At 66.3% G+C, this 25727-nt stretch carries 24 protein-coding genes, 2 tRNA genes and 1 riboswitch; of the genes, 11 read left to right on the forward strand and 15 right to left on the reverse strand.

Annotated elements, in window-relative coordinates:
• Window positions 1-133: 133 nt before the first annotated feature.
• From BQ7355_RS01305 to murB, 4 genes are all read right to left on the reverse strand, one after another.
• Window positions 134-1087: a hypothetical protein gene (locus tag BQ7355_RS01305; RefSeq protein ID WP_072414574.1), complete on the reverse strand. Its 954-nt coding sequence runs from the start codon at window positions 1085-1087 to the stop codon at window positions 134-136.
• Window positions 1088-1525: 438 nt separating this feature from the next.
• Window positions 1526-2467: a hypothetical protein gene (locus BQ7355_RS01310; RefSeq protein WP_072414575.1), complete on the reverse strand. Its 942-nt coding sequence runs from the start codon at window positions 2465-2467 to the stop codon at window positions 1526-1528.
• A gap of 487 nt (window positions 2468-2954) precedes the next feature.
• Window positions 2955-4571 (reverse strand): aminotransferase class I/II-fold pyridoxal phosphate-dependent enzyme, encoded by a 1617-nt coding sequence (locus BQ7355_RS01315; RefSeq protein ID WP_072414576.1) that lies wholly within the window; start codon window positions 4569-4571, stop codon window positions 2955-2957.
• 399 nt (window positions 4572-4970) lie between these two features.
• On the reverse strand, window positions 4971-5930 hold the full coding sequence (gene murB, locus BQ7355_RS01320) for a UDP-N-acetylmuramate dehydrogenase (protein ID WP_072414577.1): 960 nt from the start codon (window positions 5928-5930) through the stop codon (window positions 4971-4973).
• A 516-nt stretch (window positions 5931-6446) separates the two neighbouring features.
• Window positions 6447-6584, forward strand: a riboswitch (FMN riboswitch).
• A gap of 9 nt (window positions 6585-6593) precedes the next feature.
• Here murB and BQ7355_RS01325 point away from each other — a divergent pair.
• The 6 genes from BQ7355_RS01325 to BQ7355_RS01350 all read left to right on the forward strand — a co-directional run bounded on the left by BQ7355_RS01325 (window position 6594) and on the right by BQ7355_RS01350 (window position 14317).
• Window positions 6594-7151 carry an ECF transporter S component gene (locus tag BQ7355_RS01325; protein ID WP_072414578.1) on the forward strand — a complete coding sequence of 186 codons (558 nt, stop codon included), beginning with the start codon at window positions 6594-6596 and terminating at the stop codon, window positions 7149-7151.
• 33 nt (window positions 7152-7184) lie between these two features.
• Window positions 7185-9179: an ABC transporter ATP-binding protein gene (locus BQ7355_RS01330; RefSeq protein WP_083581371.1), complete on the forward strand. Its 1995-nt coding sequence runs from the start codon at window positions 7185-7187 to the stop codon at window positions 9177-9179.
• Window positions 9163-9969: an energy-coupling factor transporter transmembrane component T family protein gene (locus tag BQ7355_RS01335; protein WP_072414579.1), complete on the forward strand. Its 807-nt coding sequence runs from the start codon at window positions 9163-9165 to the stop codon at window positions 9967-9969. The genes BQ7355_RS01330 and BQ7355_RS01335 overlap by 17 nt, the downstream gene beginning before the upstream one ends.
• Before the next feature lie 783 nt (window positions 9970-10752).
• Window positions 10753-11940 carry a coiled-coil domain-containing protein gene (locus BQ7355_RS01340; RefSeq protein ID WP_083581374.1) on the forward strand — a complete coding sequence of 396 codons (1188 nt, stop codon included), beginning with the start codon at window positions 10753-10755 and terminating at the stop codon, window positions 11938-11940.
• A 300-nt stretch (window positions 11941-12240) separates the two neighbouring features.
• Window positions 12241-13302, forward strand: a complete 1062-nt coding sequence (gene galE, locus BQ7355_RS01345; protein WP_072414580.1) for a UDP-glucose 4-epimerase GalE — start codon at window positions 12241-12243, stop codon at window positions 13300-13302.
• A 1-nt stretch (window position 13303) separates the two neighbouring features.
• On the forward strand, window positions 13304-14317 hold the full coding sequence (locus tag BQ7355_RS01350) for a polyprenyl synthetase family protein (RefSeq protein WP_072414581.1): 1014 nt from the start codon (window positions 13304-13306) through the stop codon (window positions 14315-14317).
• A 136-nt stretch (window positions 14318-14453) separates the two neighbouring features.
• On the opposite strand, the gene BQ7355_RS01355 is transcribed toward BQ7355_RS01350, so the two are convergent.
• From BQ7355_RS01355 to BQ7355_RS01370, 4 genes are read right to left on the reverse strand one after another with little or no spacing between them, the layout of a single operon-like run.
• Complete coding sequence (locus BQ7355_RS01355; RefSeq protein ID WP_159430428.1) at window positions 14454-15431, reverse strand: FHA domain-containing protein; 978 nt, start codon at window positions 15429-15431, stop codon at window positions 14454-14456.
• The gene (locus BQ7355_RS01360) at window positions 15421-15924 is read right to left on the reverse strand and encodes a hypothetical protein (protein ID WP_143761653.1); all 504 of its coding nucleotides are present in this window, start codon (window positions 15922-15924) and stop codon (window positions 15421-15423) included. Before BQ7355_RS01360 ends, BQ7355_RS01355 begins: the two co-directional genes overlap by 11 nt.
• Window positions 15873-16277, reverse strand: a complete 405-nt coding sequence (locus BQ7355_RS01365; RefSeq protein ID WP_072414584.1) for a hypothetical protein — start codon at window positions 16275-16277, stop codon at window positions 15873-15875. Before BQ7355_RS01365 ends, BQ7355_RS01360 begins: the two co-directional genes overlap by 52 nt.
• Window positions 16267-16626 carry a protein kinase family protein gene (locus tag BQ7355_RS01370; protein ID WP_159430429.1) on the reverse strand — a complete coding sequence of 120 codons (360 nt, stop codon included), beginning with the start codon at window positions 16624-16626 and terminating at the stop codon, window positions 16267-16269. The genes BQ7355_RS01365 and BQ7355_RS01370 overlap by 11 nt, the downstream gene beginning before the upstream one ends.
• Here BQ7355_RS01370 and BQ7355_RS01375 point away from each other — a divergent pair.
• A complete protein-coding gene (locus tag BQ7355_RS01375; protein WP_143761655.1) occupies window positions 16616-17236 on the forward strand; it encodes a hypothetical protein in 621 nt (206 codons plus the stop codon). The two genes, BQ7355_RS01370 and BQ7355_RS01375, sit on opposite strands and share 11 nt — an antisense overlap.
• Window positions 17237-17241: 5 nt before the next feature.
• Here BQ7355_RS01375 and BQ7355_RS01380 read toward each other — a convergent pair whose 3' ends face one another.
• The 3 genes from BQ7355_RS01380 to BQ7355_RS09450 all read right to left on the reverse strand — a co-directional run bounded on the left by BQ7355_RS01380 (window position 17242) and on the right by BQ7355_RS09450 (window position 19813).
• Window positions 17242-18249: a hypothetical protein gene (locus tag BQ7355_RS01380; RefSeq protein ID WP_072414587.1), complete on the reverse strand. Its 1008-nt coding sequence runs from the start codon at window positions 18247-18249 to the stop codon at window positions 17242-17244.
• A 667-nt stretch (window positions 18250-18916) separates the two neighbouring features.
• Window positions 18917-19003 (reverse strand) — tRNA-Leu (locus tag BQ7355_RS01385).
• Between the two features lie 87 nt (window positions 19004-19090).
• Window positions 19091-19813 carry a hypothetical protein gene (locus tag BQ7355_RS09450; RefSeq protein WP_338027638.1) on the reverse strand — a complete coding sequence of 241 codons (723 nt, stop codon included), beginning with the start codon at window positions 19811-19813 and terminating at the stop codon, window positions 19091-19093.
• Between the two features lie 136 nt (window positions 19814-19949).
• On the opposite strand from BQ7355_RS09450, the gene BQ7355_RS01400 reads away from it, so the two are divergent.
• On the forward strand, window positions 19950-20546 hold the full coding sequence (locus tag BQ7355_RS01400; RefSeq protein ID WP_072414588.1) for a hypothetical protein: 597 nt from the start codon (window positions 19950-19952) through the stop codon (window positions 20544-20546).
• A 57-nt stretch (window positions 20547-20603) separates the two neighbouring features.
• Window positions 20604-20688 (forward strand) — tRNA-Leu (locus tag BQ7355_RS01405).
• 260 nt (window positions 20689-20948) lie between these two features.
• On the opposite strand, the gene BQ7355_RS01410 is transcribed toward BQ7355_RS01405, so the two are convergent.
• The 3 genes from BQ7355_RS01410 to BQ7355_RS01420 form a co-directional block, all read right to left on the reverse strand.
• A complete protein-coding gene (locus tag BQ7355_RS01410) occupies window positions 20949-21923 on the reverse strand; it encodes a Ppx/GppA phosphatase family protein (protein ID WP_240307282.1) in 975 nt (324 codons plus the stop codon).
• A gap of 18 nt (window positions 21924-21941) precedes the next feature.
• A complete protein-coding gene (locus BQ7355_RS01415; protein ID WP_072414723.1) occupies window positions 21942-22427 on the reverse strand; it encodes an FtsB/FtsL family cell division protein in 486 nt (161 codons plus the stop codon).
• Window positions 22428-22862: 435 nt separating this feature from the next.
• Window positions 22863-23435 (reverse strand): TetR/AcrR family transcriptional regulator, encoded by a 573-nt coding sequence (locus BQ7355_RS01420; protein WP_072414590.1) that lies wholly within the window; start codon window positions 23433-23435, stop codon window positions 22863-22865.
• A gap of 202 nt (window positions 23436-23637) precedes the next feature.
• On the opposite strand from BQ7355_RS01420, the gene BQ7355_RS01425 reads away from it, so the two are divergent.
• Window positions 23638-24126, forward strand: a complete 489-nt coding sequence (locus BQ7355_RS01425; protein ID WP_072414591.1) for an HsmA family protein — start codon at window positions 23638-23640, stop codon at window positions 24124-24126.
• 60 nt (window positions 24127-24186) lie between these two features.
• Window positions 24187-24609 (forward strand): hypothetical protein, encoded by a 423-nt coding sequence (locus tag BQ7355_RS01430; protein ID WP_072414592.1) that lies wholly within the window; start codon window positions 24187-24189, stop codon window positions 24607-24609.
• A 163-nt stretch (window positions 24610-24772) separates the two neighbouring features.
• Here BQ7355_RS01430 and mazG read toward each other — a convergent pair whose 3' ends face one another.
• A complete protein-coding gene (gene mazG, locus BQ7355_RS01435) occupies window positions 24773-25624 on the reverse strand; it encodes a nucleoside triphosphate pyrophosphohydrolase (RefSeq protein ID WP_072414724.1) in 852 nt (283 codons plus the stop codon).
• Window positions 25625-25727: the final 103 nt, after the last annotated feature.

Raw genomic sequence — 25727 nt, forward strand, 5'->3', positions numbered from 1 at the left:
TCCGCCGCGACTCGTCGAGCAGCCTTGATCATTCTCGATAGTGTACAAACGACCCCGATCGCACCCGGTCTACACGGACGAGGGCTCGGCCTTGGTGGAAACCGACGGCAACGGTCCTCCGCCTCGCCGGCTCTCAGCCATCCCCCAGCCGCCCAATCGATCGAATAAGCCTTGCGCGGAGTAGATTCTGGCGCGCCGCAAACGAAGCGCTGCGAATCCTGAGCCGTATGCCCATCGCGCGCACGAGATCTGAAATCAGTTGCTGGAACAGGTGATCCTGAGCAACATCTTCGTACCATACGTTCATGATCGTCATTCCGGTCCCAACAATCTTATTCTGACGACGGTCGTCCCGACCGGCCTGCTCGACAGCATGGAATGCGCGACCTTTGTACTCAAGACCTACGCCAACTTCGGGAAATGCGATATCGACATAACGCTGGCCATCCGCGGTGAGTACGCGATGATTGAGCGACACGGGCCCGAAACCGTATCCGCCCAGCCGCCTGGGAAACGTGAGGAACGCACACAGCACCGTTTCCATCGGGGAGTTTGACCCATCCCGTACAAGAGACAGGGCTTCGCGCGCCCTGCTTACACCAGCGCAGCCGGCCCGACCTTCAATCATGCGCCCGATCTTTGCAACCGACGTCATGCTCTCGGCTGTATTGGTCAGGCCGTCCCATGAATCGTCCAGGATGTAGGTTCCGCACAGCTCGTAACCGAGTACAGCAAGGTCGATCACATCGAAGTCTTCACGGGCGGCAAGGTCGCAGAACAGGAATTCCGGTCCTGTGACGAGCAGGTCGTCATTCACCACGATGAAGGACCGGCGGGGATTCCGCCCCGACCTCCGATGCACGACGACATCGCCTCGATGTCGGCCGCCCGCATCGTTCGCCAGCATCACATGCACGGGCCTCCGCTTCACGCCAGAATGGAGCAAGACGTCGTCGAAAAACGGCAGAGGCGTCAAACCGCAATCGGCAAGGCTACCCGTACGCGGACGTTCGAGCAGCTCGGGAAGCAGACGTCCGCTCGAGCGCAGGAGCTCCAAAGCAGATGTGTCGCAGATGCAAAGCCTCATAGCGTCTCGATTCAGATTCGCGTGGCAAGGTCTGGTCATTTTACACTGATTTCGCGCCGAACAACACTCTATGCCGCTCATCCAGATCAGCTCAAGGAGCCCACCTATCAAGATGAACAGCATCTTGATAGACATTCGTCGCTTATATCGGAGTCGTATTATCTTTCTGTTTATCACATGCACATGACTATATGATGAGCGGCGCGATATTCGATTGTTTTGACCACTACCCACAAAATGAACGGTTTCTATGCCGTCAAAGCCAAACGAATTGCGTAACCTCAAGCTCAGATTTGCGCATTCGACCGTCTTCCCCAGGAATTCGCCTCGTCCGCAAAGGGCGACGTAGAACAAAACAGGGCCCGGAGCATGCTCCGGGCCCTGAACCGATTCACCTGATACGAGACGACGCGCTAAGCCGAGGTGATGGTAAGTGAATTAGTAGCGGTTGCGATTTCCGCTGAAGCCACCACGGCCGCCGCGGTCGCCGCCGCGGTCGAAACCGCCACGACGGTCACGGTCGCCGCCACGGCCACCGAAACCGGAGCGCGGAGCGCCATAGGAGCCGTGGCTGCGGTCGCCGCCGCGGTCGAAGCCGCCACGACCGCCGCGGTCGCCGCCGCGGTCGAAGCCGCCACGCCCGCCGCGGCCGCCGCGGTCGCCGCCGCGGTCGAAGCCGCCACGACCACCACGGTCGAAGCCGCCACGGCCACCACGGTCGCCGCCGCGGTCGAAGCCACCACGGCCGCCGCGCTCGTCACGGCCGCCGCGCGGGCCGCGATCCTCGTCGAGGCCAAGGGCGACGAGCGGCTCGATGACCTGATCGAGCTCATCGAGGAGCTGCTGGGCGGTCTCAGCGGAAAGCTGGGCGACGAGCTTCTTGCGCTTGTTGCCCTGAGCCTCCGCCATCTCGACGGCGTTCTCGCTCGCGAAGACAACGACCTTGCGCATGTCCTCGTCCTCGGGCTCGATACGGCCGACGATGTCGTTCTTCTCGGCTTCCTTCAGGATCTCGTTGAGCTCACGGAGACGCATGCCCATGAGATCGGACATCTCCTTCTGCTCCATCTTGGGCTTGAGCTCGAGGAGCTTGAGCGCGCGGATCAGGATAGCGGTGCGCTCGGCCTCGGCCTCGGCCTCCTTAGCGAGCTGGGCACGGCGGTTGCGCAGCAGGCGGGCAGCGCGGTTCACCTTGTCGAACAGCTGGTCGTCGAGGTCCACGGGGGCCTCGCCCTTCTTCTCTGCTTCGGTCTCGGCGGAGACGGCGGTCTCGCTCGCCTCAACGGCCTCGGCGGCCTCGGTAGCGACCTCGGTCTCGGCTACGTTCTCGATGGTCTCGGTCTCGGTCATGGTCTCTTCGATCTCGCTGTTCTCAAACATGCGTTCCTCCTGCGCCCGCGGCGCTCTTTCGGCGGCGCCCTCACACGTTCACGCGCCGCATCTCACAAAATCGGGCCTTCCGGCCGGACAGTAAGTTTAGGGTCGGATATCCCCGACGACGTGCAGAAACCATGCCTCCATAAAACGTGCGCCAACGAGGGTCGACGAAAAGCGCGACGGAGCGGGGCGTCGAGACCCGATATCGGCCGCGATTGCGGCCCCCGATGTCCCAGCAGACCTCGAAAGGACGCTCGCGGCCGGACTCGAGCCCCCCCCCAGGCGGGCCGGGCATCCCCGTCAACTCCTGGCAGAACGCTCGGGGCAGCCCGGATTCCATTCCGGGTGCGGCCGTCCCAGCGGAGGCATCCTCAAGACCCCCTCCGAGGCTGCAGGCCGCCCCGCAAGAAGACGGCACGGACCTCAAGCCATGACCAGCCGATTGGTAGTCGAGGCTCGGCGCCCGGAGAAGCCGCTCGGGAGGTCCGGCCTAGTGCTGGCGGTAATGGGCGAAGAAATCGGCCAGGTCCTCCATCGACTCCTTGAGCACGCCCATGCGCGGCAGGTACACGATCCGGAAGTGATCGGGTTCGCCCCAGTTGAAGCCGCCGCCGCGCGTGATGAGGATCTTCTTCTCGTGCAGCAGGTCGAGCGCGAACTGCTCGTCATCGGTGATGTTGAACTTCTTGACGTCCATCTTGGGGAAGATGTAGAACGCCGCCTTGGGCTTGACGGCGGTGATGCCATCGATGGCGTTGAGCGCCTCGTACACGTAGTTGCGTTGCTCGTACACGCGGCCGCCGGGACGAATGTACTCGTTGACGCTCTGGTAGCCGCCCAGCGCCGTCTGCACGATGGACTGCGCGGGCACGTTGGAGCACAGGCGCATGTTGGACAGCATGTTGATGCCCAAGATGAAATCGCGCATGCAGCGCTTGTTGCCGGACAGGATCATCCAGCCCACGCGGTAGCCGCAGATCATGTGGCTCTTGGACAGGCCCGAGAACGTGACGCACGGCAGGTCGGGCGCGAGGCTCGCGATAGAGATGTGCTCGTAGTCGTCCATGATGAGACGGTCATAGATCTCGTCGGAGAAGATCATGAGCTGGTGCCTACGGGCGATCTCGGCGACGCCCTCCAAGATCTCCTTGCTGTAGACCGCGCCCGTGGGGTTGTTGGGGTTGATGATGACAAGCGCCTTGGTGCGGCTCGTGATCTTCTTCTCCATGTCCTCCAGGTCGGGGTTCCACTCGTTTTGCTCGTCGCAGAGATAGTGGACGGGGTTGCCGCCCGCAAGCGTGACGCACGCGGTCCACAGCGGATAGTCCGGGCTGGGGATGAGGATCTCGTCGCCGTCCTCGATAAGCGCGTGCATGGCGAGCTGGATGAGCTCGGACACGCCGTTGCCGGTGTAGATGTGCTTCATGTCCACACCGGGGATGTTCCGCAGCTGGGCGTACTGCATGATCGCCTTGCGGGCGGCGAAGAGCCCGCGGGAATCCGAGTAGCCCTCGCACTCCGTGAGCTGCTGGCGCATGTCGAAGACGACCTCGTCGGGCGCGCGGAAGCCGAAGGGCGCAGGATTGCCGATGTTGAGCTTGAGGATGCGGGCGCCGTCCTCCTCCATGCGGTTGGCCTCGTCGACGACGGGGCCGCGGACATCGTAGAGGACGTTATCGAGCTTGGAAGACTTCTTGAACTCGCGCATGGGGACGCTCCTTTGCGTTTCGCAGACGTTGCGGACGATTTCGGCGCCATCGGTCGCGGGCGTCGGGGGAATGGCGGCGGCAGGCCGCCTCGCAGCTCGCTCCTCAGGGGGACGGGGCCGCCCGGAAGCAGGCGCGCCCCGGCGGCCAAGCCCTTCATCGCACGCATCGTGCATCGAGCCCTCGCCAGCCGCGAGCCAGCGCTCGCGCACGTCGAGAACGCGGGCGAGCAACGCCATCACATCGGCACGAGGCAGGGTCTTGCCGCTCACATACTGGCTGACCTGGCTCTTTCCGAGCCTTCCCCCCAGCTCGCCCGCAACCCGGATGACATCGGCCTGCTTGAAGCCGGCATCTGCCATCGCATCTGCGAGTCGCCCCGCAAAGGTATCGTCGGCCATGGCGCTCCACCTCCATAAGTTCAATTTCTGTAAGATATTGAACTACTATCCCTGCTCAAAGGGTTCAAAGTTCAATTTTTGGCAGTCTAGCACAGTTTGAATTGAACTCCATGGAGATTCCGAGCTGTTCGTCGGAAGGGGCGCAGCATGGGTGTGCGCGGCGCGCACCGCCGCCCGAGGCCCAAAAGCGGGCGCGGCGCTCATGTCCCACCGCGCCCGCGTGAGACGGGATCGCCCGCAGCCGCCATGCGCCGGGGCGCCTGCGCCCCGGCATGGTCCCGGCGGCTCGAAACGCGATCGCTCCCCGAGCGGCCACGTGCCCGGGGAGCGATCGTCTTCCACGCCCGCCATGCACCCGCGCGGCAAGCGGGCAGGTGCCGCAACTCGCCGCGCGGGCTCCTAGAACTCGCCGACGCGGCGGACCTCCGTCTCCAAATCGACGCCGAACTGCTGCTTGACCTCGGCCTGGATATGCTCGATGAGGCCGTTGACGTCCGCAGCCGTCGCGCCGTCGGCGTTGACCACGAAGCCACAGTGCTTCTCCGACACCTGGGCACCGCCGACCCGCGCGCCGCGCAGGCCGGCATCCATGATGAGCTTCCCGGCGAAATACCCTTCCGGGCGCTTGAACGTCGAGCCCGCGCTCGGCATCTCGAGCGGCTGCTTCTCCTCACGCCGGCGCTGGAAATCGTCCATCGCCGAACGGATCTGCTCGGGCGCGTCCGGGACCAGCGAGAACGTTGCGGAAAGGACGATCAAGCCATCATCGTGGACGCGGCTTTTGCGGTATCCCATGGACAGCTCTTCGCGCGAGAAGGTCCGGACGCGTCCCGAAGCGCGCGACCCGTCGGGCAGCTCGGGGCCGGGAACGTAAGCCTCGATGGACTCGAGGACGTCGGAGGTCGAGCCGCCGTACGCCCCCGCGTTCATGAAGCACGCGCCGCCGACCGTGGCCGGGATCCCCCAAAGCGGCTCCATGCCGGAAAGGCCGGCGTCGGCCGCGGCGATGGCGACATCGCGGAGCAGCGCGCCCGCCTGAGCGCGCACGCGAGACCCCTCGACCTCGATGGCGGCGAGGTTCTCGCGCAGCAGGACGACGACGCCGCGCACGCCGCGGTCACCCACGAGCAGGTCACTGCCGTTGCCCACCACCAGGACGGGAACCGGGCCCATCGCGCAGACGTCGAGCACGCGCACGAGCGCCTCGGGGGTCTCGGGGGTCACGAGGACATCGGCCGGGCCGCCGATCTTGAAGGTGGTATGCGCCCGCATGGGCTCGCTCATCACCACGTTGTCCTCGCCCGCCGCCATGGCCAGGGCGGAAAGGAGGCTGGGGTCGAAGCTGTCGAACTCGTGCATAGGGCACCGCCTTACATACATAGCGTGTAGATTCGCGTTGACTATACCCCAGACGCCCGCACGGACGCCGCCGACACGCCCCTCTTTGCGATCGGGAGGAATTCTCCCAATTTCGCGATTTGGAACGAACGGCGCAAGAGGAAGCGGGATTCAGGCGGGCAGAATCGGCAGAGACCTGAGCGGGGTCAGCCGCGCCGACGGGAACGGAAGCGGAAGGCACCCTGCCTGCAGAGACGGGGGCGGAGTGGGCCGCGCAGGCCGAAACGCGCTTAACGGCAGGCCGCGTCGGTGGAGGCGGGAGAGGAGACGGCGGACCGGGGGCTGCCGACACGTGCAAGAGCCATCACGGCACCCGCGGGTGCTGACGGCGCCTGCGGGCCATCGGCTTCCCGCCCCTATGCCCCACATGCCGTGGACCGAGCGGCGGGGCGAACGAAGTATGTTGCAGATTTGGTCACATGTTACGAATCGCCGCGCGTCCTTGTTGCGCGGGCGGCCGCGGGTGTATAGTCGAGCTGTATGTTTCATGGTTGGGTGAAATTCCCTACCGGCGGTGATCGATGGCGGAGCCATCGCGAGCCCGCGACCCGCGCAAGCGGCTGATCCGGTGAGAATCCGGAGCCGACGGTACAGTCCGGATGAGAGAAACGCGAGGTTACCCCTATGCACAACCGTATCGACAGCAAGCGCATCGCCCTCACCGCCCTCTTCACGGCGGCTTCCCTCATGGCGAGCTTCATCCAGATCCCCATCTTCCCCGCGGCACCCTGGCTCATGTACGACCCCTCCGGCATCATCTGCCTGATCGCGGGTATGGCCTTCGGACCCAAGCTCGGCTGCGCCGTCGCCGTCATCAGCTGGCTTCCGCGCATCCTGCTCGACCCCATCGGGGCGCCCATGGGCATCCTCTCAACCTGCGCCCTCGTGATTCCCTCCGCGCTCGCCTACCGCGCGCGGCGCACGCGCGCCGCCTCGATCGCCGGCATGGCCATGGGCGCCGTGCTCTCCATCGCGATCGCCTGCGCGATGAATCTCGTGGTCACGCCGTTGTACACGGCCGTAAGCGTCGCCGACGTCGCCGCGATGATCATCCCCGTGCTGCTCCCCTTCAACGCGCTGAAGATGGCCATCAACGTCGCCGCGGGCCAGGTGTTCCTCGCCCCCTGCCTGCGCGTCGTGGACGCGGGCGCGCCGCAGGCCGCCGCCCGCTCGGCACGCTAGGACCCCATTCGCCGCAACGGACCCGGTCCCGCCATGCACGACATCAATCGCCCCCACACAACTCAGGCCGGCCCCAACCGAACGGGCGCCGAAACCCCGCACGGCATCGAACGGCGCCGTCCATTCGCCCCCGGCCCGGATGGACGGCAGGGCGACGCGGACACGCCCCTCATCGAGGTCGCCGATGCCTCCTACTCCTATCCCGGCGCCGACCGTCCCGCGCTTGAGCGCGTGGGCCTGCGCATCATGCCCGGCGAGCGGCTCTGCGTGCTCGGCGGCAACGGGTCGGGTAAATCCACGCTACTCCAACTCATGAACGGCCTGATCGCCCCCGATGCCGGCTGCGTCCGGATCGCGGGCAGCGACATCTCGCACGGCGGGCCCTCCGCGCGCGCCGCGCGTCGCGACGTCGCGCTCGTTCTGCAGAATCCCGAGGACCAGATGGTCACGAGCGTCGTCGAGGACGATGTCGCCTTCGGGCCCGAGAACCTCGGCGTCCCCCGGGCGCAGATCGCGGAACGCGTCGCCGAGGCCCTTGCAGCCGTGGGCATGGCCGCAGAGGCGCGCCGCGACCCCGCCGACCTCTCGGGCGGACAGCGCCAGCGCGTGGCGATCGCGGGAGCCCTGGCGATGCGACCGCGAGCGCTGCTCCTCGATGAGCCCTGCGCCATGCTGGACCCCGCAGGTCGATCCGACGTCATGGCCTGCATCGACGATCTTCGCAAGCGCGGCATCGCCATCGTCCACGTCACGCATTTCATGGACGACGCGCTCGCCGCCGACCGCGTCGTCGTGTTGGAGCACGGCGCCATCGTATGCGAGGGGACGCCGAAGGAGGTGTTCTCGCGCGTCGGCGAGCTGCAGGACCTGGGGCTCGAGCCCCCCTTTGCCCTGAGACTCGCCCGAACCCTGCGCGCGGGCGGGCTCGATATCTGCCCATCGTGCGCCCTCGACGCGCGCGCCCTGGCGCACCGCGTGGCCGAACTCCTGAACGTCCGCCGGGCCGGCGACGATGCGCCCGCCAGCTCCCCCGCAGCCGGCAGGCTCTTTACGACCGGCACGGCACCCGACGATACGAACGCCGACGATACGCCGGCTCCCGCACTCACGTTCCACAACGTCTCGTTCTCCTACGGCGATGCCGCGACAGCGCGCAGGCGGATCTTCCCGCAGGCGCGCCACCGCACCCAGGCGTTGCCGTCGGAGCCCCTCGCCGTCAGCGACCTTTCCGCCGAGATTGCCTTCGGTCACATCACCGCGCTGGTCGGACGCACCGGATCCGGCAAATCCACCACCGCCGAACTCGCCTGCGCGCTCAAGCTCCCCCGCTCTGGCCGCGTTGTCGTCGCGGGCATCGACACCGCTGACCTTGCGCACCGCAGGGACCTGCGAAGATCGGTCGGATATGCGGCGCAGCTTCCCGAGCATCAGCTTTTCGCCGAAACCGTCTTCGACGACGTTGCTTTTGGGCCGCGCAACCTCGGCGCCGACCCTGCATCCATCGACGCGCTCGTCCGAGCTTCGCTCGAGCGCTGCGGCATCGCAGCGGATGATGCGCTGCTGCGCCGCTCCCCGTTCGCCCTGTCCGGTGGTCAGCAACGGCTCGTGGCGCTTGCGGGCGTGCTCGCTATGGACCAGCCCGTGCTCATCCTCGATGAGCCCATGGCAGGGCTCGATCCCGCCGGACGTGCCCACATGCGCAGCTTGCTGCTGCGCCTGCGCGCGGACGGCAAGGCCATCTTGATGATCACGCACGACATGGACGACGCCGCCGAGCTTGCCGACCATATGATCGTGCTTGAGGGCGGCAGCATCGTCGCTCGCGGGTGCCCGCGAGGCGTGTTCGCGGGCGCGCGCGCAACGGGCTTCGAATCCACCGGCAGCCAAAAGGCGCTCGACGCGCTCGGGACCCCGAAGCCGCTTGCGTTCGCGCGCGAGCTCGCGCGGCTCGGCACGCCACTGCCACGCGACCCGATCACTCTTGACGAGCTTGTCGAGGAGGTGATCGGCTATGGCCTTGCGCGCTAGCATCGGGCAATACCTCAACGGGAACTCGCCGCTCCATCGCGCGGATCCGCGCGCCAAGCTCGTCGTCGCCCTCGCCTACATGGCGAGCTGCCTGTTCGTAACCGATTTCGCCTCGCTCGCTCTCGCCGCGGCGCCGATCGCCGCCGCGGCGACCTGCGCGCGCGTGCCGTGGCGCCATCTCGCCGGCAGCCTCAAGCCCATCGCGCTCTTCCTGCTGATCACCTCGCTCGTGAACCTCTTTCTCGTGCAGACCGGGGATCTCGTCTTCGCTCTCGGACCTCTGAGCATCCATACCGACGGCATCACGGCCGCCGCACTTTACACTGCCCGCTTCCTGCTTCTGGTCTGCGCAGGTGGTCTGCTGCTCGCCTGCACCACGCACGTCGAGCTCGCCGACGCCGCCGCGCGCCTCATGTCTCCGCTCGAGCGCATCGGGGTTCCCGTAAGCCAGGCTGCCCTCATCTTCACCATTGCCCTACGGTTCGTGCCCACGCTGCAGCGCGACGCGGCGACGATCATCGCCGCCCAGACCGCTCGCGGGGCCGACCTCGAGCGCAAGAGCGCGCTGGCCCGCGCCCGCGCTTGCCTGCCCGTCGCCGTTCCGCTGTTCGCCGCAGCCGTGCGCCACGCCGACACCCTCGGTCGCGCGATGGACGCCCGCTGCTATACGGGCGGTGAGGGACGCACCCATCTGCACGCCATGCACTTTGACCCGCGCCTCGACGGCGTGCTGGGACTCTGCTGCATCGGCTACCTTATCGCCTTGGCCGCGGTGCGCATCCTGCTCTAGGGAACCGCGTGGCGCGGGGTGCACCCCTCTCGTGCGACGGCCGTCCCCCATCGGGACCAGCTCTAGGGAACCGCATGGTGCGGAGGCGCACCCCCCCCCCGCCGCCGCGAGGGGGCCGATGCACCCATGGGAAACGATGTGCCCCGCACGTTCACGCGGTCATCTCGCTACGATCGGGCTTGCAGACGTCAATTAGTGGGTTTCTTATATATGCATGAGCGTGAAGGTGGCACGAAATGACGTCGAGTCGGTATAATGATAGGTTTGTATTTATAGGCATGCATTGCTTCCCTGCACGTTAAACAACATTTGTCGTACGACGAGCGCCCAGCACGCTCCATCATCCTCAAAAACGGCTGGATGTGCTTATATTTTTAACCCATTCTAGTACCGACTCGGCGTCATTCTGTGCCACTTTCGGCCTTGTGCGCGTTTTTATAACCCACTTTCACGCCGCCCGGCGCTCTGCGTCGGCCCAAAAGCGCCCAATCGGACCCGTTGGCACGAGCGGGAGACGTCTCTGCGCCGCATTCGAGCCGGCTGGCTCCGGCGCGCGTTGTCCGGCTTCGGCACCGGGCGCGGCGCGGTTGCCGCGCGCGAGCGATACCGCGGTCGCGCCGCGCGCGACCCTCGCCCATCCCCATGGCCGCGGGTCTTGGAAATACGAACTCATCCCCTTCGTCAAAATATGGAGCGCGGTAGCCGACGGGCGAGGACGGCCAATCTACGGTATCCTTGATACTCGACGTTGCAGGACATATATACACACTAACTGGAGCCCATATGTCACAGCTTGTCACTTCCACCGATACCTCCGGCGACGCGGGCGCCCGCCGCCCGGCCGCCGTTTCGCGCCGCGACGCGCTCAAGGCCCTCATCGGCATCGCCGGCGCCGTGACCCTCCTGGGATCGCCCCGCCTGGCCCGCGCCGCAGAAGCGAGCAAGGAGACCACCGACGCCCTCGCCAATGCTCAGGCACAGTTCAATCAGGCGCAAAGCGAGCTTGATGCCCTCTCCGCGGAGTTCGAGGCCCTTTCCCGTCAACTCGACGAGACCATGGGAGCCATCGAGAACGTCCAGGGCGACATCGATGACACCCAGGCCCAGATCGACGAGAACCTCGAGAAGCTCGAATCCAAGCAGGAGGTGCTCGCCGATCGCGTCAGCACCAGCTACAAATCCGGCGGCAACTCCGCGCTCTCGTTGCTGCTCTCGTCCGCGTCGTTCGATGAGCTCATCTCGAACGTCTACTACATCGAGAAGGTCAACGCGCGGGACAAGTCCGCCATCGCGGACATCCATGCAATCCAGGACGAGCTCGAAGCGCAGAAAGCCGAACTCGAGCAGCAGAAGAGCGAGCTCGAGGCGCTCAAGAGCGACCAGACCGAGCAGCTTTCCAACATGAAGGCGAAAAAGGACGAGGTCCAGACACTGCTCGACGGCCTCAATTCCGAAGTCCAGCAGCTCATATCCAAACGCGACGCCGAGATCCTCGCCGCCGCCCAAGCCGAGGAGGAGGCGCGCAAGCAGGCCTCCAGCGGCGGCGCCACCTACATCCCCGGCAGCGGCCAGGACTCCATCGCCGCCGGCACCGCGCAGCAGCGTATCGTCCAGGTGGCCAAGACCACTCCCTCCCCTGGCGTGGGCCTCTGCGCCTGGTGGGTGGCCGACGTCTTCGAGCGCGCCGGGTTCGGCAGCGTTCCGGGCAACGCAGACGACATGTACGCCAACTACTGCACGAGCTCCAACAAGGCCAACCTCAAAGTGGGCATGATCATCGCCGTGCCGTCGCACCCCCACACCTCTGCGGGCCGTATCTACGGTCATGTAGGCATCTACGTCGGCGACAACACGGTCATGGACAACATCGGCTACATCCGCAGCATCAGCGTGGACTCGTGGATCGCCTACTACGGCCTCACGTCCACGCCGCGCTGGGGCTGGGCCAAGGGCATCAACCTGGAAGGGTAGGGCACGCCAAGCGTCGGCTGCGCGGACGGGGGCCTTCTCCGACGCGAGCGCGCCGGTAGGCGACCGCTACCCCACCCCCCCCACTCTCGCGGCAAGGGCATGGCGCGCCCCCGGTTGCCGTCGCCGAGCGGCGCGAGCCGAACGCATCCCGATCTCATCCGATCCGCCAATCCCCCTCCATTGTGCGGGCTTTGTTGACACCCGTTGCCCGCGGGGCCCTGGAGCCAGGCCCGCATGTCCCGTAGGCTATACTTCCTTTCGACATGCGCGCACCATCCCCGCGCGCCGAAAGGAGACTCAATGTCCAGCAAACTCGCACCCCAGGATACCTGCGTCCTCGTCACGGGCGGTGCCGGCTTCATCGGCTCCCACACCGTCGTCGAGCTCCTCGAGCGCAACTACCAGGTCGTCATCGTGGACGACCTCTCCAACTCCAGCGAGATCGCCATCGACCGCATCAAGACCATCGTCGGTGACGACGCCGCGGCCAACCTCACCTTCTACGAGGCGAACGTGCTCGACCGCGAGGCCCTGAACCGCATCTTCGACGCTCACGCGATCGACCGCGTCATCCACTTCGCCGGCTTCAAGGCCGTCGGCGAATCCGTGCAGAAGCCCATCGAGTACTACCACAACAACATCGAGAGCACGCTGGTCCTCGTCGACGTCATGCGCCAGCACGGCTGCAAGTCCATCATCTTCTCCAGCTCCGCCACGGTATACGGCGACCCGGACCACCTGCCGGTGCGCGAGTGCGACCCCAAGAAGCCCGCCACCAACCCCTACGGCTGGACCAAGTGGATGATCGAGGAGATGCTCACCGACCTCCACACCGCCGACCCCGAGTGGAACGTCGTCCTGCTCCGCTACTTCAACCCCATCGGCGCCCACAAGAGCGGCCTCATCGGCGAGGACCCCAAGGGCATCCCCAACAACCTCGTCCCCTACGTCGCGCAGGTGGCAGTGGGCAAGCTCGAAGCCGTCCAGGTCTTCGGTGACGACTACGACACCCCCGACGGCACCGGCGTGCGCGACTACATCCACGTCGTCGACCTCGCGCGCGGCCACGTCTCCGCGCTCGACTGGATGAACGGCCGCGAGGGCGTTGAGGTGTTCAACCTCGGCACCGGCCAGGGGACCTCGGTGCTCGAGGTCGTGCGCGCGTTCTCCGCGGCGTGCGGCCGCGACCTGCCCTACAAGATCTGCCCGCGCCGCGGTGGCGACGTGGCGGCCGTGTACGGCGACGCCTCCAAGGCCGAGCGCGAGATGGGCTGGAAGGCCGAGTTCGATATCGAGGATATGTGCCGCGACTCCTGGAACTGGCAGTCCAAGAACCCCGACGGCTTCGCCACCGCCGAGTAGCATGGACGGCCTTTTCGCAACGTTTCTGCGCGAGCACGCCGGCGATCTCGACGCCTACCTGGGTTCGTTCTTCTGCGACCAGACCGATAACGCCGACGTCGAGACCTACCTCTACGCTCCGCTCAAGCGCTACTCCGACAACGCGGGCAAGCGCCATCGCCCGCTCATCTGCATGCTCGCCTGCCGTGCCGTGGGCGGTTCCATGGAGCACGCCCGCTCCGCCGCCGCCGCCATCGAGCACTTCCAGAGCGCCGCGCTCATCCACGACGACATCGCCGACAACGGCCAGCTGCGCCGCGGCAAGCCCTGCCTGCACATCACCGAAGGCGAAGGGCTCGCGATCAACTGCGGCGACCTCGACCTGACGCTCGTGTTCTCGAGCGTCCTGCGCGACCCCGCGCTCGACGACGCCGTGAAGCTCCGCGTCCTGGGCGAGCTGTCCGACATGACCGTCCGCACCATCGAGGGCCAGGCGCTCGACCTGGGCTGGGTCCGCGACGGGCGCTTCGACATCGGCGTCGCGGACTACCTCGCCATGGCCTCGCGCAAGACCGCCTACTACAGCGGAGCGATCCCTTTGGCCTGCGGCGCCATCATCGGCGGCGGCGACGAGACGCAGATCGAGGGCCTGAGGGCGTTCGGCATGGACACCGGTCTTGCGTTCCAGATCCAAGACGACCTGCTCAACCTTCTCGGCGACCCGACCGAGAAGGACTTCCGCACCGACATCACCGAGGGTAAGCGCACCCTCATCGCCGTGCACGCGCTCGAGACGGCCGCCGAAGCGCAGCGCGCCGAGCTGCTCAAGATCCTCACCTCAGGCTCGTCTGAACGGGAGGATCTCGACCGCGCCGTCGCGATCTTCGAGGCCACCGGTTCACTCGACTTCGCGCGCACCTACGCGCATGACCTCACCGAGCGCGCGAAGGCGGGGCTCGCGTCGCTCGACCTGGAAGCTGAAGCCAAGGAGCTGTTCTCCAGCATGGCGGATTTCTTCGTCGACCGCCTGAAGTAAGCAGGTCGCGGGATCGCGGGATCGCGGAAAACGTTAGCCACGGTTGCAAGAAACGCCCGGCCTGCCGCCCAGAACAGCGGCAGGCCGGGCGTCGCCGTGCATCGCATCCGCTCGTCCCCGGCGATATCGCCTCAAGTTAACGGGCTACGCCGGCAGCGCCCTCCACCAAGATGAACGTGGTGCTGGAACCTAAGATGACCTCGTCGCCGGGATGGATCTCGACAGCCGCATCGCCTTCCAGGCGCACGGGTGCTCCGGTGCCGCCGTCGATCACGACGGTCCCGTTGCTCGAGTCGAGGTCGGACAGCAGCCAGCGGCCGGAGCCGGAACCGTCCGACGATCCTCCCCGCTCGTACCACACGCGCGCGTGCCGCGCCGAGACGTCACCCGCCACGTCCGTGATATCCATGGGCCCCGTGACCAGGGCTCCGACCTCGGCACCCTGGCTGTCAGACGACACCCAGTGGGGACCGCTCGAGATGCGCCCGTCCTCCACGCGGACGAAGCCCATGGCGCAGGGCAGCGCCACCTCGACATCCTCGTGGGCAACGGTGAGCGGAACCGGGCACGACGTAGGCGTGCCCAGCCTTCCCCCCATGACGGAGCGGATGTAGCTCGTGGTGTAATCGACCGCCTTGGTGACGCTCGCCGAGCATCCCGCCGCAACGAACAGCACCATGGCCGTCTCGGCTCGCTCGCCGGCGGTGTAGCCCTCGCCATGCCGCATGCGCTCGAGCGCGTTGCGGTACAGGCGGATATCGCCCTGGCATCGCTCGAGCGCCTGGACCATCGTCTCTCCCGGCTCCCCGCAGACCATGCGGAGGATATCGGAGTACGAAGAGGTACCGGCCCGGAAGGCGTGCAGGCGGTCGACGATCCGCCGCGCCGCGACCCCGTAATCCCTGAAATAGCCCTCCTGCACCGCACTCACCGGAGCATGGACGATGGATCGCGACACCCAGGTGCGGTCGGACGCGCGACTCGCCGGGCTGCGCCCATCGAGGAGCGGGCGCTCGGACAAGATCATGGCGGCGAGTTCTTTGTGGCTGACGCCCCCATAGCGCTTGAGCACGTCGAAGAGCGCGCCGCACGGAGTCAACTCGCTAGAGCGCATCAGCTGCATCGGACACCTCACCTTGCATCGATTCGACGGCGGGCGCGGGCGCGCCGCCGACAACATATTGGGCCGCCTCGGGAAGCTCCGGCTGCAGCCGTGATGCCGCACCGGGATCCGAAAGCGTTGCGAGCTCGAGCACCAGCGGGCACCATCCTGCCGCCGCGGCGAAAAACACCGCGGACATCAAGGGCAACCTGCCGCTCTCGCCTGCGAACTCCACGTTCGCCGCTACGGCGAGCAGGGCCGCGGCGACCAGGACCAGTGCGGCCGTCCCGCACGCGAAGCGGCTGCGCGCGTCGCGTCCCAGAGCGCGCGCCGCCAGACCGGACGCTGCCGGCAGCGCGAGGATGCACGCGATCCAACCCATCGTGAGCTCGGCCTCGACGGCAAACGGACCCACCCGCAGCGTCGCGGTCGCGCCGTCGAGCAGAAGGCCCGTCAAGCCGCAGACGGCGAGCAGCGCCACAGCGGAGAGGGCAAGCCCGACCACGCCACCAGACGGTTCACGACCCTCGGGGCAACGGGCAGCCAGCCGTCCGCACCGTCCGCGCACGGGATGAGCGGCTCGCCGCGCAGGGCGTGCAGCGCATTCTGCCCGTACTGGGCGCAAAACGACGACAACCGGTTGCGCAGGAGCTCCGCCGTGGAGCGGTCCCGCTGGGACGGAGCCAGGCCTTCGCGCAAGATGTCCGCGAGCTGCGCATCAACGCGAACGAGGGCGCGGCACAAGTCGGCGACATCATGCTCGTCCCTCATGTCCAGCAGCGCTCCGTCCGCAACCGCGGCGACCTCCGGCTCGGACGCCGTGACCTCGCGCACATCGACCGCAGCCTCATGCGCCATGACGAGCGGCCGCGGCGTCCCCGTCCGTCTTGATGCGGTACGGGGACGCGTCGGCGTGCGCACCCAGGTCATACGGGGCGCTTCCGCCCGCGAGCCCGAAGATGACGCTCGCCGCGGCGTAGACGTCGATCTTCGCGGATTTCCTCAGCTCCGTCAGGTCGGGCAGGTCGACGGTCAGCATCTCCGGCGGGGCGTAATCCGCGGTCGCGCAGCGCATCATGGCGCAGCGCGCGGTATAGCCCGATGCCGTCGGCGGATCGAGGCTCACCGAGGAACCGAAGTCGATCAGACAGAGGTCGAACGTGCCCTCGTCCGCCTGCTCGGCGACGGACAGGTGGTTGGTGCGCACCAAGATGTTCGATGGCGAGATATCGCGATGGACGAACCCCCTCGCCTACGAGTTCGAGACGGGTGAGCAGGCCGAACAGGTCGCGGCCGAGGCGCGCGGCGACAAGCGGGGACAGCCTTCCGTCCTCGTCGACGGCAAGCACGCGCGCCGCCTTGGCGAGCGTCACGCCCTCGACCCATTCCATGACGATCGCAGGGGCTCCCTCGACCTGCGCGAAGCCGAACAGCTTGGAAAAACCCTTGAACCCAGACAGGGTCTCGTACTCCGCGCGGAACGCCGCGCACGCAAGCTCGCAGCGCGCGGCGTACGCGGCGTCGTCTTCGGACTCCGCCCGCTCGGGCATGATGAGCGTCTTGAGCGCACAGGTCTCCCCCATCGCGTTGGAAGCGCGCGTCACGGCGCCCAGGCCGCCGCGGCACGTAGTCGAGTCATCCACGAACAGGGCGGAGAATCGGCGGCGGTACGCCGCGCGCTCACCGGACTCCATGCGGAACGGCTCCTCGAATTCCTCCAGGCGCACCAGGCGCGCACCGCGAGGGAAGCCGTCCGCGGCCGCAGCGATCGACGCCCCGTCACCCGACAGGGGCTCGTCGGCCTGTTGTCCCGATAGCTCACTCACAGCGAAAACCTTCCGTAAACCTGTTGGAATTCCGCCAGCTGGCGGTTGACCCCGTTGACCTCTTCCGCGCGGATGGGAGCCATGAACGCGTCGACGTTCGCCGCGGGGTCCGCGAGCTCCTTGTTGATCCCCCACGCCTCGCGCAGCGTGGCGCAATACTCGGTGAGCAGGCGGTACATGTTGATCAGGTCGCCCTGCGCATCCTTGCAACGCGACGCGTTGGGCACGTCGATGCCATCGCGCACCGCGAGGTACTCGCCCAGCGCCGCATTCATGAGGCCGTCCACCTCGACGTAGCGCTGTCGGCGCAGGTCCTGAGAGGCAAGGCAATCGCTGTTGAAGGACTGGGTCGCTGCGTTGATGCGGGAAACGTAGCCGTCGATGAGGCTCGCCTTCGCATAGAGGGCGCTGTAGACCTCCTGCTCCTTCTCCTCCGTCACAGGAGGCTCCGTGGGAGTTTCGGGTACAGACGGCTCGTCGGGGACGCTGCCGGCTCCGTCGCCGGAACCTCCGCCGTTCGCCATCCCACCGTTACCCGTGCCGCCCGAGTTCGAGCCGCCGGACGCACCGCTGGACGCAGCGTCGCCGCCGGATCCGCTGGAACCCTCAGACGGCTCCCCGTCACCGGCGTCGCCGTCAATCGTGCCCGCAGGGGTCTTGATGCCGCTGAAGGAGGCTCCGCCCAAGGGGCTCTTCGATGTCGATGCGTCCTTGCCTGCGTCCCCATCTTGCTTGGTATCATCACCGGCATCTTTAGACGAGTCTCCGTCAGATCCACCGGAACCCTTCGATCCAATCGAGACGCTGAGCCAGCCGGTCGCGACCGCCTGGAACCTTCCGCCGGATTCGACGCGCTCGGCGATCTCGACCAGCGAGGGCAGCGTCGCGGCATAGCTCGCCATGCCGAGGCCCAGCAAAGAAAAGGAGAAGGTGACGAGCCCGACCAGACGCGGCGTGAGCGCGGTCTTGCGCAACCGGGTGCGAACGGCGCGTGGGGCATACATCACGACTCCTGCCTGCAGAACGTCTCTCGGGGGACCTGCAGAGAGACCGGCGACGCGGTGCCTTCGCCGCACGCGCATAATGTACCCAGGCATCGTACCATGCTGTCGGCAATCGGACGAACACGGGCTGAACGCACACGCCACCTTTTGGACAGCGCATTGCGAGCGGAGCGGTCCCGTTCCGCACTGAGGGCGCATGCGAGTCGATTGACACCGGCGGTACCCGGAGCCGGGAGGTGCCGGGCAGCCTGGATCTTTACCCCGGTTGCCCCGGATCCTTACCTCGGACGGCATGGCCCCGGCACCGAAAGCCGCTGAACCGGCGCCGATAATCTCGGATAAGGCCGCGCGTCCCATACGGAAATATGGACCTGGTCAAAAACCCGGTCGAGAAAGCAGCCAGAACGCATATACACGGTTCGGTTCGGTGCCCGCCCTCTTAGAAAGAGTGTGCTCGGAGACAACTAGATCGATATCTTTCCCGATTTTCGCATTCGGCCGCCCCGAGCCCGCTTCCCAGCCGCACGACCGGGGCTCACCGGCCATCGCGCCGCTCGAGCTGGAAACGGAAACGGCCTCGGGCTGAAAACCCGGACCCACAACATCGTGGTTTTCACAACCGCCCTTTAATGAAAAAGGCTCCATCTCTGGAGCCTTTAACATTCTATGGTGCGGGCGAAAGGACTTGAACCTTCACGGGGTTGCCCCCATATGGACCTGAACCATACGCGTCTGCCAATTCCGCCACGCCCGCGTGCTGTTAAATAATAGCAAACCTTGTGGCCGCCGCAAGGGGTATTTTCAAAATCTTGCAGCGAAGCACGAACACGGTGCCCGGAATCTACTTGTCGGTCGTAAGGTGGATGGCGAAGCCGCCGATCTCCTCCTTGAAGTAGATGAGACGGGGGCTGCCGTCCTCGTTGAGCGTACGCGTCTCCTCGTTGAGCTCGAAACCGCGCTCGGCGAACCAAGCGCCAGCGGCATCGAGGTCGTTCACATGGAACCCGATGTGCCCGTTCGCGCCGCGGCCGTTCTGCTTCATCGTCTCGACCAGCGTGCCCGAGAACACCGATTTCGGGGTATCGCGCGCCTCGAGCCCCATCAGCGTCGCAAAGCGCTCGGCGATGCGGTTCGCATCCGCCGGATCCTCGGCGTTGATGCCGATATGGGCGACATACATATCGAACAGCTCGACCGGGCTCTCTCGCTTGGTATCCGCCATGATGGCTCCCCTCTCTCCTGGCCCGTATTCGTCGGGCCGCTCCTTGTGGACGATTGGCCATGCACCCATGATAGCCAGCACGCGCCGCTCGGCATCCTTCTGTCCCATGCCGGTTAGGAATGAAACGGCGCTCACGTATTCGCACGTCACGCCGATGGGCGCCGGGGTCGTAGCCATGAGCATCGCGGCGTCCGCGCACTCCGAGAGCACGCGCGACATCGGGCAGCGCACGATACGGTACGCCCCCGCAAGGCCCTGCCCGTCCAAAAACGCGGACAGCTTCTCGGCCACCGCCATCGAGGTCGCGACGCCGCTGCCGCATGCCACAACGATCTTTTTCACAGCGTTCCCTTCGCCACGGTGGAGTACTTCGGCCATGGTAGCATGCACGGGGCGCCTTCACGGGGAATACTGCTGGAGCGGCGGTCCGGCATCGCCTACAATATGCCGCACACGTACACCTGCATGCGATGAACCCATGAAGCTTTTCACCCAGATCACCATCGCCCTGTTCGTCATCCTGGCCATCGCATCACTCGCGATTACCGCGCTCAAGCGGCGCCGCTTCATGCAGATGCAGACGCTGCTCAACCAGAAGCGCTTCGACGAGCTGTTCGAGCTGCTCGACTCCAAGCTCGTCCGCTACCTCTTCCCCGAGTACAACCGTGAGTACCTACGCCTCAACGCCTATCTCGTCAAAGGCGACACCAAGGCGGCCGGACGCGTGCTCGACGGGCTGCTCACGCAGAAGGCGAGCCGGGCGCAGCGCATCGACCTTGTGGTCAAGGCGCTCAACATATACGTGAGCGAGGGCAAGACCAAGCGCGCCAAGGCGATGCTCGACGAGATCGAGAGCTGGGATGACAAGAAGCTCGCCGGCAAGCAGCGCGAATGCCGCCAGCTGTACGACGTCGTCCTGCTCAAGCGGGCCTCCCACATCGACGAGATGGAACACGAGCTCCAAACCGCCAAGGGCGCCCGCCGCGGACAGCTTGAGTACCTCCTCGCCCTGCAGTACGAGATGCGCGGCGACATGGAGCGCCGCAACGAACACCTCAAGAACGTGCGCGGCTAGCCTCGTGAACCCGTCCCGACCCCCTTGCGGGCACGGCGTGCTACACTAAACCCTTGCGGGGGCGTGGCGGAATTGGCATACGCAGGAGACTTAAAATCTTCGGCCGAAAGGATTGTGGGTTCGAGTCCCACCACCCCTACCATGTGAAATCGCGGGCCCCGACTAGGGGCCCGCTTCGTTTTCGGGCCTGATGCGCGGAATCGAACCCGAGAGGGCGCGGAGCCGAGGAAACGGCGGAGCCGTTTGCCGGCGGAGCGCGCGAGGGCCCGAGGGGCCCGAAGCGGGGCGCGGGCGGCGCAGCCGCACGCGGAGTCCCACCGCCCCTACCATGTGCAATCGCGGGTCCCGGCAAGGGGCCCGCTTCGCTTTTTCTCGATAGAGGGCGCCGCGGATGCCGCGCGCCTACAGCCTCATGAGATCCGGTGTCCAGCCGACGGCGGCGATCCGGCCATCCAGGATCTCGGCGATCGTCGCCGCCATGCCCGCCAACAGGCTGTTCTCACTGACGGTGAGCTCGCTGTAACCGCCCGCTGCCAGCAGCTCACGCACAATGAGCGCTCCGCCGAGAAGAACCGGGGCACGCTTTGCCTGCACCCCGGGAAGCTCCGCGATCTCCGCCGCGGTCTTGCCCGTCATCAGCGAGATGCAACGGTTCACGTCCGCGGCCGTCAGTGCGTGCAGATGGACGTATGCGGGGTCATAGACCGCAAGGCCGCAGGCCATCGCAACCAGCGTCGTCGCCGTGCCGCCCACCGCCACGAGGCGGCCAGGGCGCGCGGGCACATCGGCAAGCGCCGCGGCCAGCATGGCGTTTGCCCAGCGCGCGGCCTCTCGGATTTCCCCGTCTGCGGGAATGGGAGAGCTGGCGAGAAACCGCTCCGTGATGCGCCGGCACCCCAAATCGAGCGAGACCGCCCGATCAAGAGACAACGGCTCGCCCGGAAGGTACCCTCCCAGCGCAAGCTCGGTCGATCCGCCCCCAGAATCGGCCACCAAGATGCGCTCGCCCGCGAAATCGTGCGCGACGCCGAAAAATGTCAGTCGGGCCTCCGTCTCTCCTGCGATCACACAAGGAGCGAGACCGAGCGCGCGCAGGACGTCCAGCAAATCTTCCCCGTTTTCGGCATCACGTGCCGCGCTGGTAAGGGTCGTCGAGACTACTTTAGCTCCGTAGTCCCGCGCCCTGTCGATAAACTCGGCGCAGGCATCCGCCACGCGCGCCATCGCCCCCGCGGAGAGCCTGCCGGTCGCGTCGACGCCTTCACCAAGATCCGTGATGCGGGTCGTGGTATGCCAGTTCAGAGCGGTGCCGCCCTCAACCTCCCCCAGCAGCAGACGGGAGGACACGGTGCCCAAATCGATCGCCGCGATGCGCACGGGTATCTCCTTTTGCAGTTAGCTGGCGTCGCCTGTCGACGCCACCGATTGTCCGTCCACGCCGGTGAATCCGAAGATGGCGTCGAGCATCTTGAGGTGCCACGGGGCTTCCTGCGCCACCTGGGCCTCGGCCTCATCGGCTTCAGCGGACGTGGACACCCCATCCGAAGCGGCCGCGTCCGAAGCGTCGTCCGTGCCTGTCACCTCGATACGGGTCTCGCCCTCTTTGACCAGGCCGAGATCCCGTCGGGCCGCATCCTCTACGCCCTCATCGGTGAGGTAGGCGTCGACCTCCGACTTGAGGCCGCCGTTGTAGCCCTCGCGAATATCGACCTGTTGCTCCAGGATCCCGCCCGCGCGCCAGGCTACGTAATAGTCGCGTACGGGGCCATACAACCCGACGGCGAGGCATACGACCACGATCGAGATGAACAACGGCTTGGTCGCACCCGTCGTGAACGCGTAGATAGCCTGGACAAGACGGTTGTCCGCGGCGTATTTCATGAAGCTGCTGGGGCGCACCGATGCACGGGAAGCGCCTCCCTGCGCCGCGCGCTTCGCCTTCCCACGCGAGGCCCTTCCGCGAGAGGCCGTGCGCTCCGGGCGCGGCGGCTGCTCCTCGGAGCGGCGGGCGCCCCGCGGTGCACCCGCCTGCGCGAAGTTCGTCGGGCGAGGTTCCCTGTGGGTCCCGGCATCGCTCGAGGTGCCGAAAGAACCCGGGGCACGGCCCGTCGTCGCGGAAGCGAGAGACAAATTGTTGTTGCGGTATGTGCTCATCGATGCGCCTTGCTATGTTTGGAGTGTGTTTGCGCGTTGTTGTGGCCTTAGTTATACCACGCGTGGCGCAGCCAGTTGTGCAGGCTTTGCGCTTCGCGCAGCGCGGCGCGCGACCAGCCCCTCAGCCAGCCGCACGGACAGAGCGAGGCGGCCGTGCTGCCGCTAAGCCCGGTACAGCGCGAGCTCGAGCAGCGAAAAGAGCGTCTCGCACGACCCGTCGCCACACTTGACCCCTTCGAGCAGCGACGCCCATGCATAATCGCCCACCGCGCCCATATCGACGTTGCGCCGAACGTCCTCGGAGATCTTGGGGTCGAGCTCGAACGCGTGGCGCACGTGGCCGCGCAGGTCCTCGAAGCACGCGCGCTCGGCCTCTGCGGCGCGCATCCTGGTCCGCGCGTCCAGGCCCCCCAGGTCGCGCAGCCAGTTATCCCGGAACCCCCGAAGCGTCTGCTCGAGCGCCTCGGAGAGCCTGCGGCAGAACTCCAGGGCGGTCCCCGCATCCCGCGCGCATTCGTCGAGCTTCGCGCCTGCGACGGCACGGCTCCAGAAGCGCTGCAGCACCTCCGTGCGAAGCGCCGCGATATCGACGACATGGTTGTATATGGTCCCCGTCGCCACGCCGCACGCATCCGCGACGGCACGCACCGTCAGCGATCCCAAACCGTTCTCGCGGGCACGCTCGTATGCGACGTCAACAATCTGCGCCTTGGTGATCGACGCCTTGCTTCCCATGGCCTTCCCCTCCCATGCGGCTCGAGCGAGGCCGAATCGCCCGCCTTCGCTCATCTGAACCACGGCGTGGAGCGTTCAGGTTGTTCCGGCTGTATGCCGATTCGCCCTTGTGCGCCGCGAACGGCATCTCTACTATGAACGCCGTTCAGATGAACGATGTTCATTATATACGCACCCACACGGGATCGAAAGGGATAACACCATGTCGCCACTGCTTATGACCGCGAGCCTCGCCATCACGGGGGCCCTCATCCTCTACACCATCGGCGTCTTCAAGGAGCGCGCTGACAGCAGGCTGCGCGGCATCCACCTCGCTTTCTTCTGGCTCGGCCTTGCCTGCGATACCACCGGCACCACGCTTATGACCGTGATAGCGCGCTCGAGCTCCACGGCAGCCCCCGCCATCCATGGGGTCACCGGTCTGGCTGCGATCGTGCTCATGCTCTTCCATGCGCTCTGGGCCACTGTCGTCTTCGTGCAGGGGCGCAACCGCAGCGAGCGCGCTCTCGAGCGCGAGCGCACGTTCCATCGCTTCAGTGCCGCCGTCTGGGTCGTCTGGCTCGTTCCCTATGTCATCGGCATGCTCGTCGGCATCCCGGCCATCAAGCTCGCTTCCCTTCCCGCGACGCTCGCGAGCCTCGTCGTCGCCGGCATCGCCGCCCTCGTCGTCTTTCGTCCCCGCCGCGCATAGGGTCGCCCGATCGCCCGAGCCCTGCGCAAGTCCTCCGTACCGTCAGAAAGGATGTGCACCATGCAGCTTCTCACCGTGCGCAACCGCACCCTGCTCCTGATCGCCGGCATCGTCTGGCTGATCGCCGGCATCAACATCGTTCGCATCGGACTTGAGGCCTACGGCTCCGGCCACCTCAACCTTATCAACATCGGCCTCAGCGTCGTCATCGGCGTCGTGTTCTGGACCTTCGTCTTCGGAAAGCTCGTCTCCAAGCACAGCGACCGCATCGAGGCTTATGGCGATGAGCGGCGGTTCTTCCTCTCGTTCTTCGATGTTCCCTCCTTCGTCATCATGGCGATCATGATGACCGGAGGCATCTCCATCCGCTTCTTCGGCCTCGCCCCCGAGCCCTTCATCGCCGTGTTCTACACCGGCTTGGGAGTCGCCCTCGCCTGCGCCGGCGCCGCCTTCGGACTTCGCTGGATCCGGTTCGAGCGCTAGCATCCGACCCGTCGACCGGATTGCGCGCCGCGCGCTCGCCAGGGCCCGCCGCAGCGCCCACATCCGGTCCTCCCCGCACAGCCGCACCTGTCCGATGCACAAAATCGCCCCGCACGCCGGCAATCGTGGCGTGCGGGGCGATTCGTTTCGATGGGGCGGTCGCCTAGGCGCGCTTGACCTCATCCCATAGCTCGTTGAGCCGCTCGGTGCCCAATCCCTCGAGCGCGATGCCGCGACCGTAGGCCGCATCCTCCATGGCCGCCCAGCGGAAACGGAACTTGGCGGTGCTCGCGCGCAGCGCGCTCTCGGCGTCGATCCCCTCCTTGCGGGCGACGTTCACCAGCGCGAAGAGCAGATCTCCGAACTCCATCTCGCGCTCCGCGCTCCCAGGCTCCTCGGCCTCGAACTCCGCGCGCTCCTCGGCGACCTTGTCCCATACCGCCCCGACGGTATCCCACTCGAATCCGAGCGCGGCGGCCTTGCGGGACACCTTCTGGGCCTGCATGAGCGCCGGCAGCGCACACGGCACGCCGTCGAGCAGCCCCTCGGGACGTGCGCCCGAGGCATCCGCCGCAGCGTCCTTCGCACCCTTCTCGGCGAGCTTCACGGTATCCCAGATCGCCAAGACCTCGTCTGCGGAGCCTGCACCCGCGCGCTCACCGAATACATGGGGATGACGACGGATGAGCTTCTCGTTGATGTCGCGCGCGACGTCGGCCATGGTGAACTCGCCGGCATCGGCAGCTATCTGCGCGTGCAGGACCACCTGCATGAGAACGTCGCCCAGCTCCTCGCGAAGGTGCGCCGGGTCGCCCGCCTCGATGCAGTCGACCGCCTCGTAGGCCTCCTCGATCATGTTCTTGGCAATGCTCGCATGCGTCTGCTCGCGATCCCAAGGACAGCCGTCGGGCTGGCGTAGGCGCCAGATCGTCTCGACGAGCGCTTGGACCTCACGGCACGCATCCGCAAGCGTGCTCTCGTCGCGGCGGGCGGACGCGGCGTCCTCCCCCAGCATCTCCGACAAGCTTCCTGCATTCACATCGCGCATCTTTAGCGCCATCATGCGCTCCCTTCGGATGGGCACCGACCGAACCGGACGGGCCGACAAGCACTTATTG

The sequence above is a fragment of the Collinsella phocaeensis genome (genome assembly GCF_900119895.1).
Lineage (GTDB): Bacteria > Actinomycetota > Coriobacteriia > Coriobacteriales > Coriobacteriaceae > Collinsella > Collinsella phocaeensis.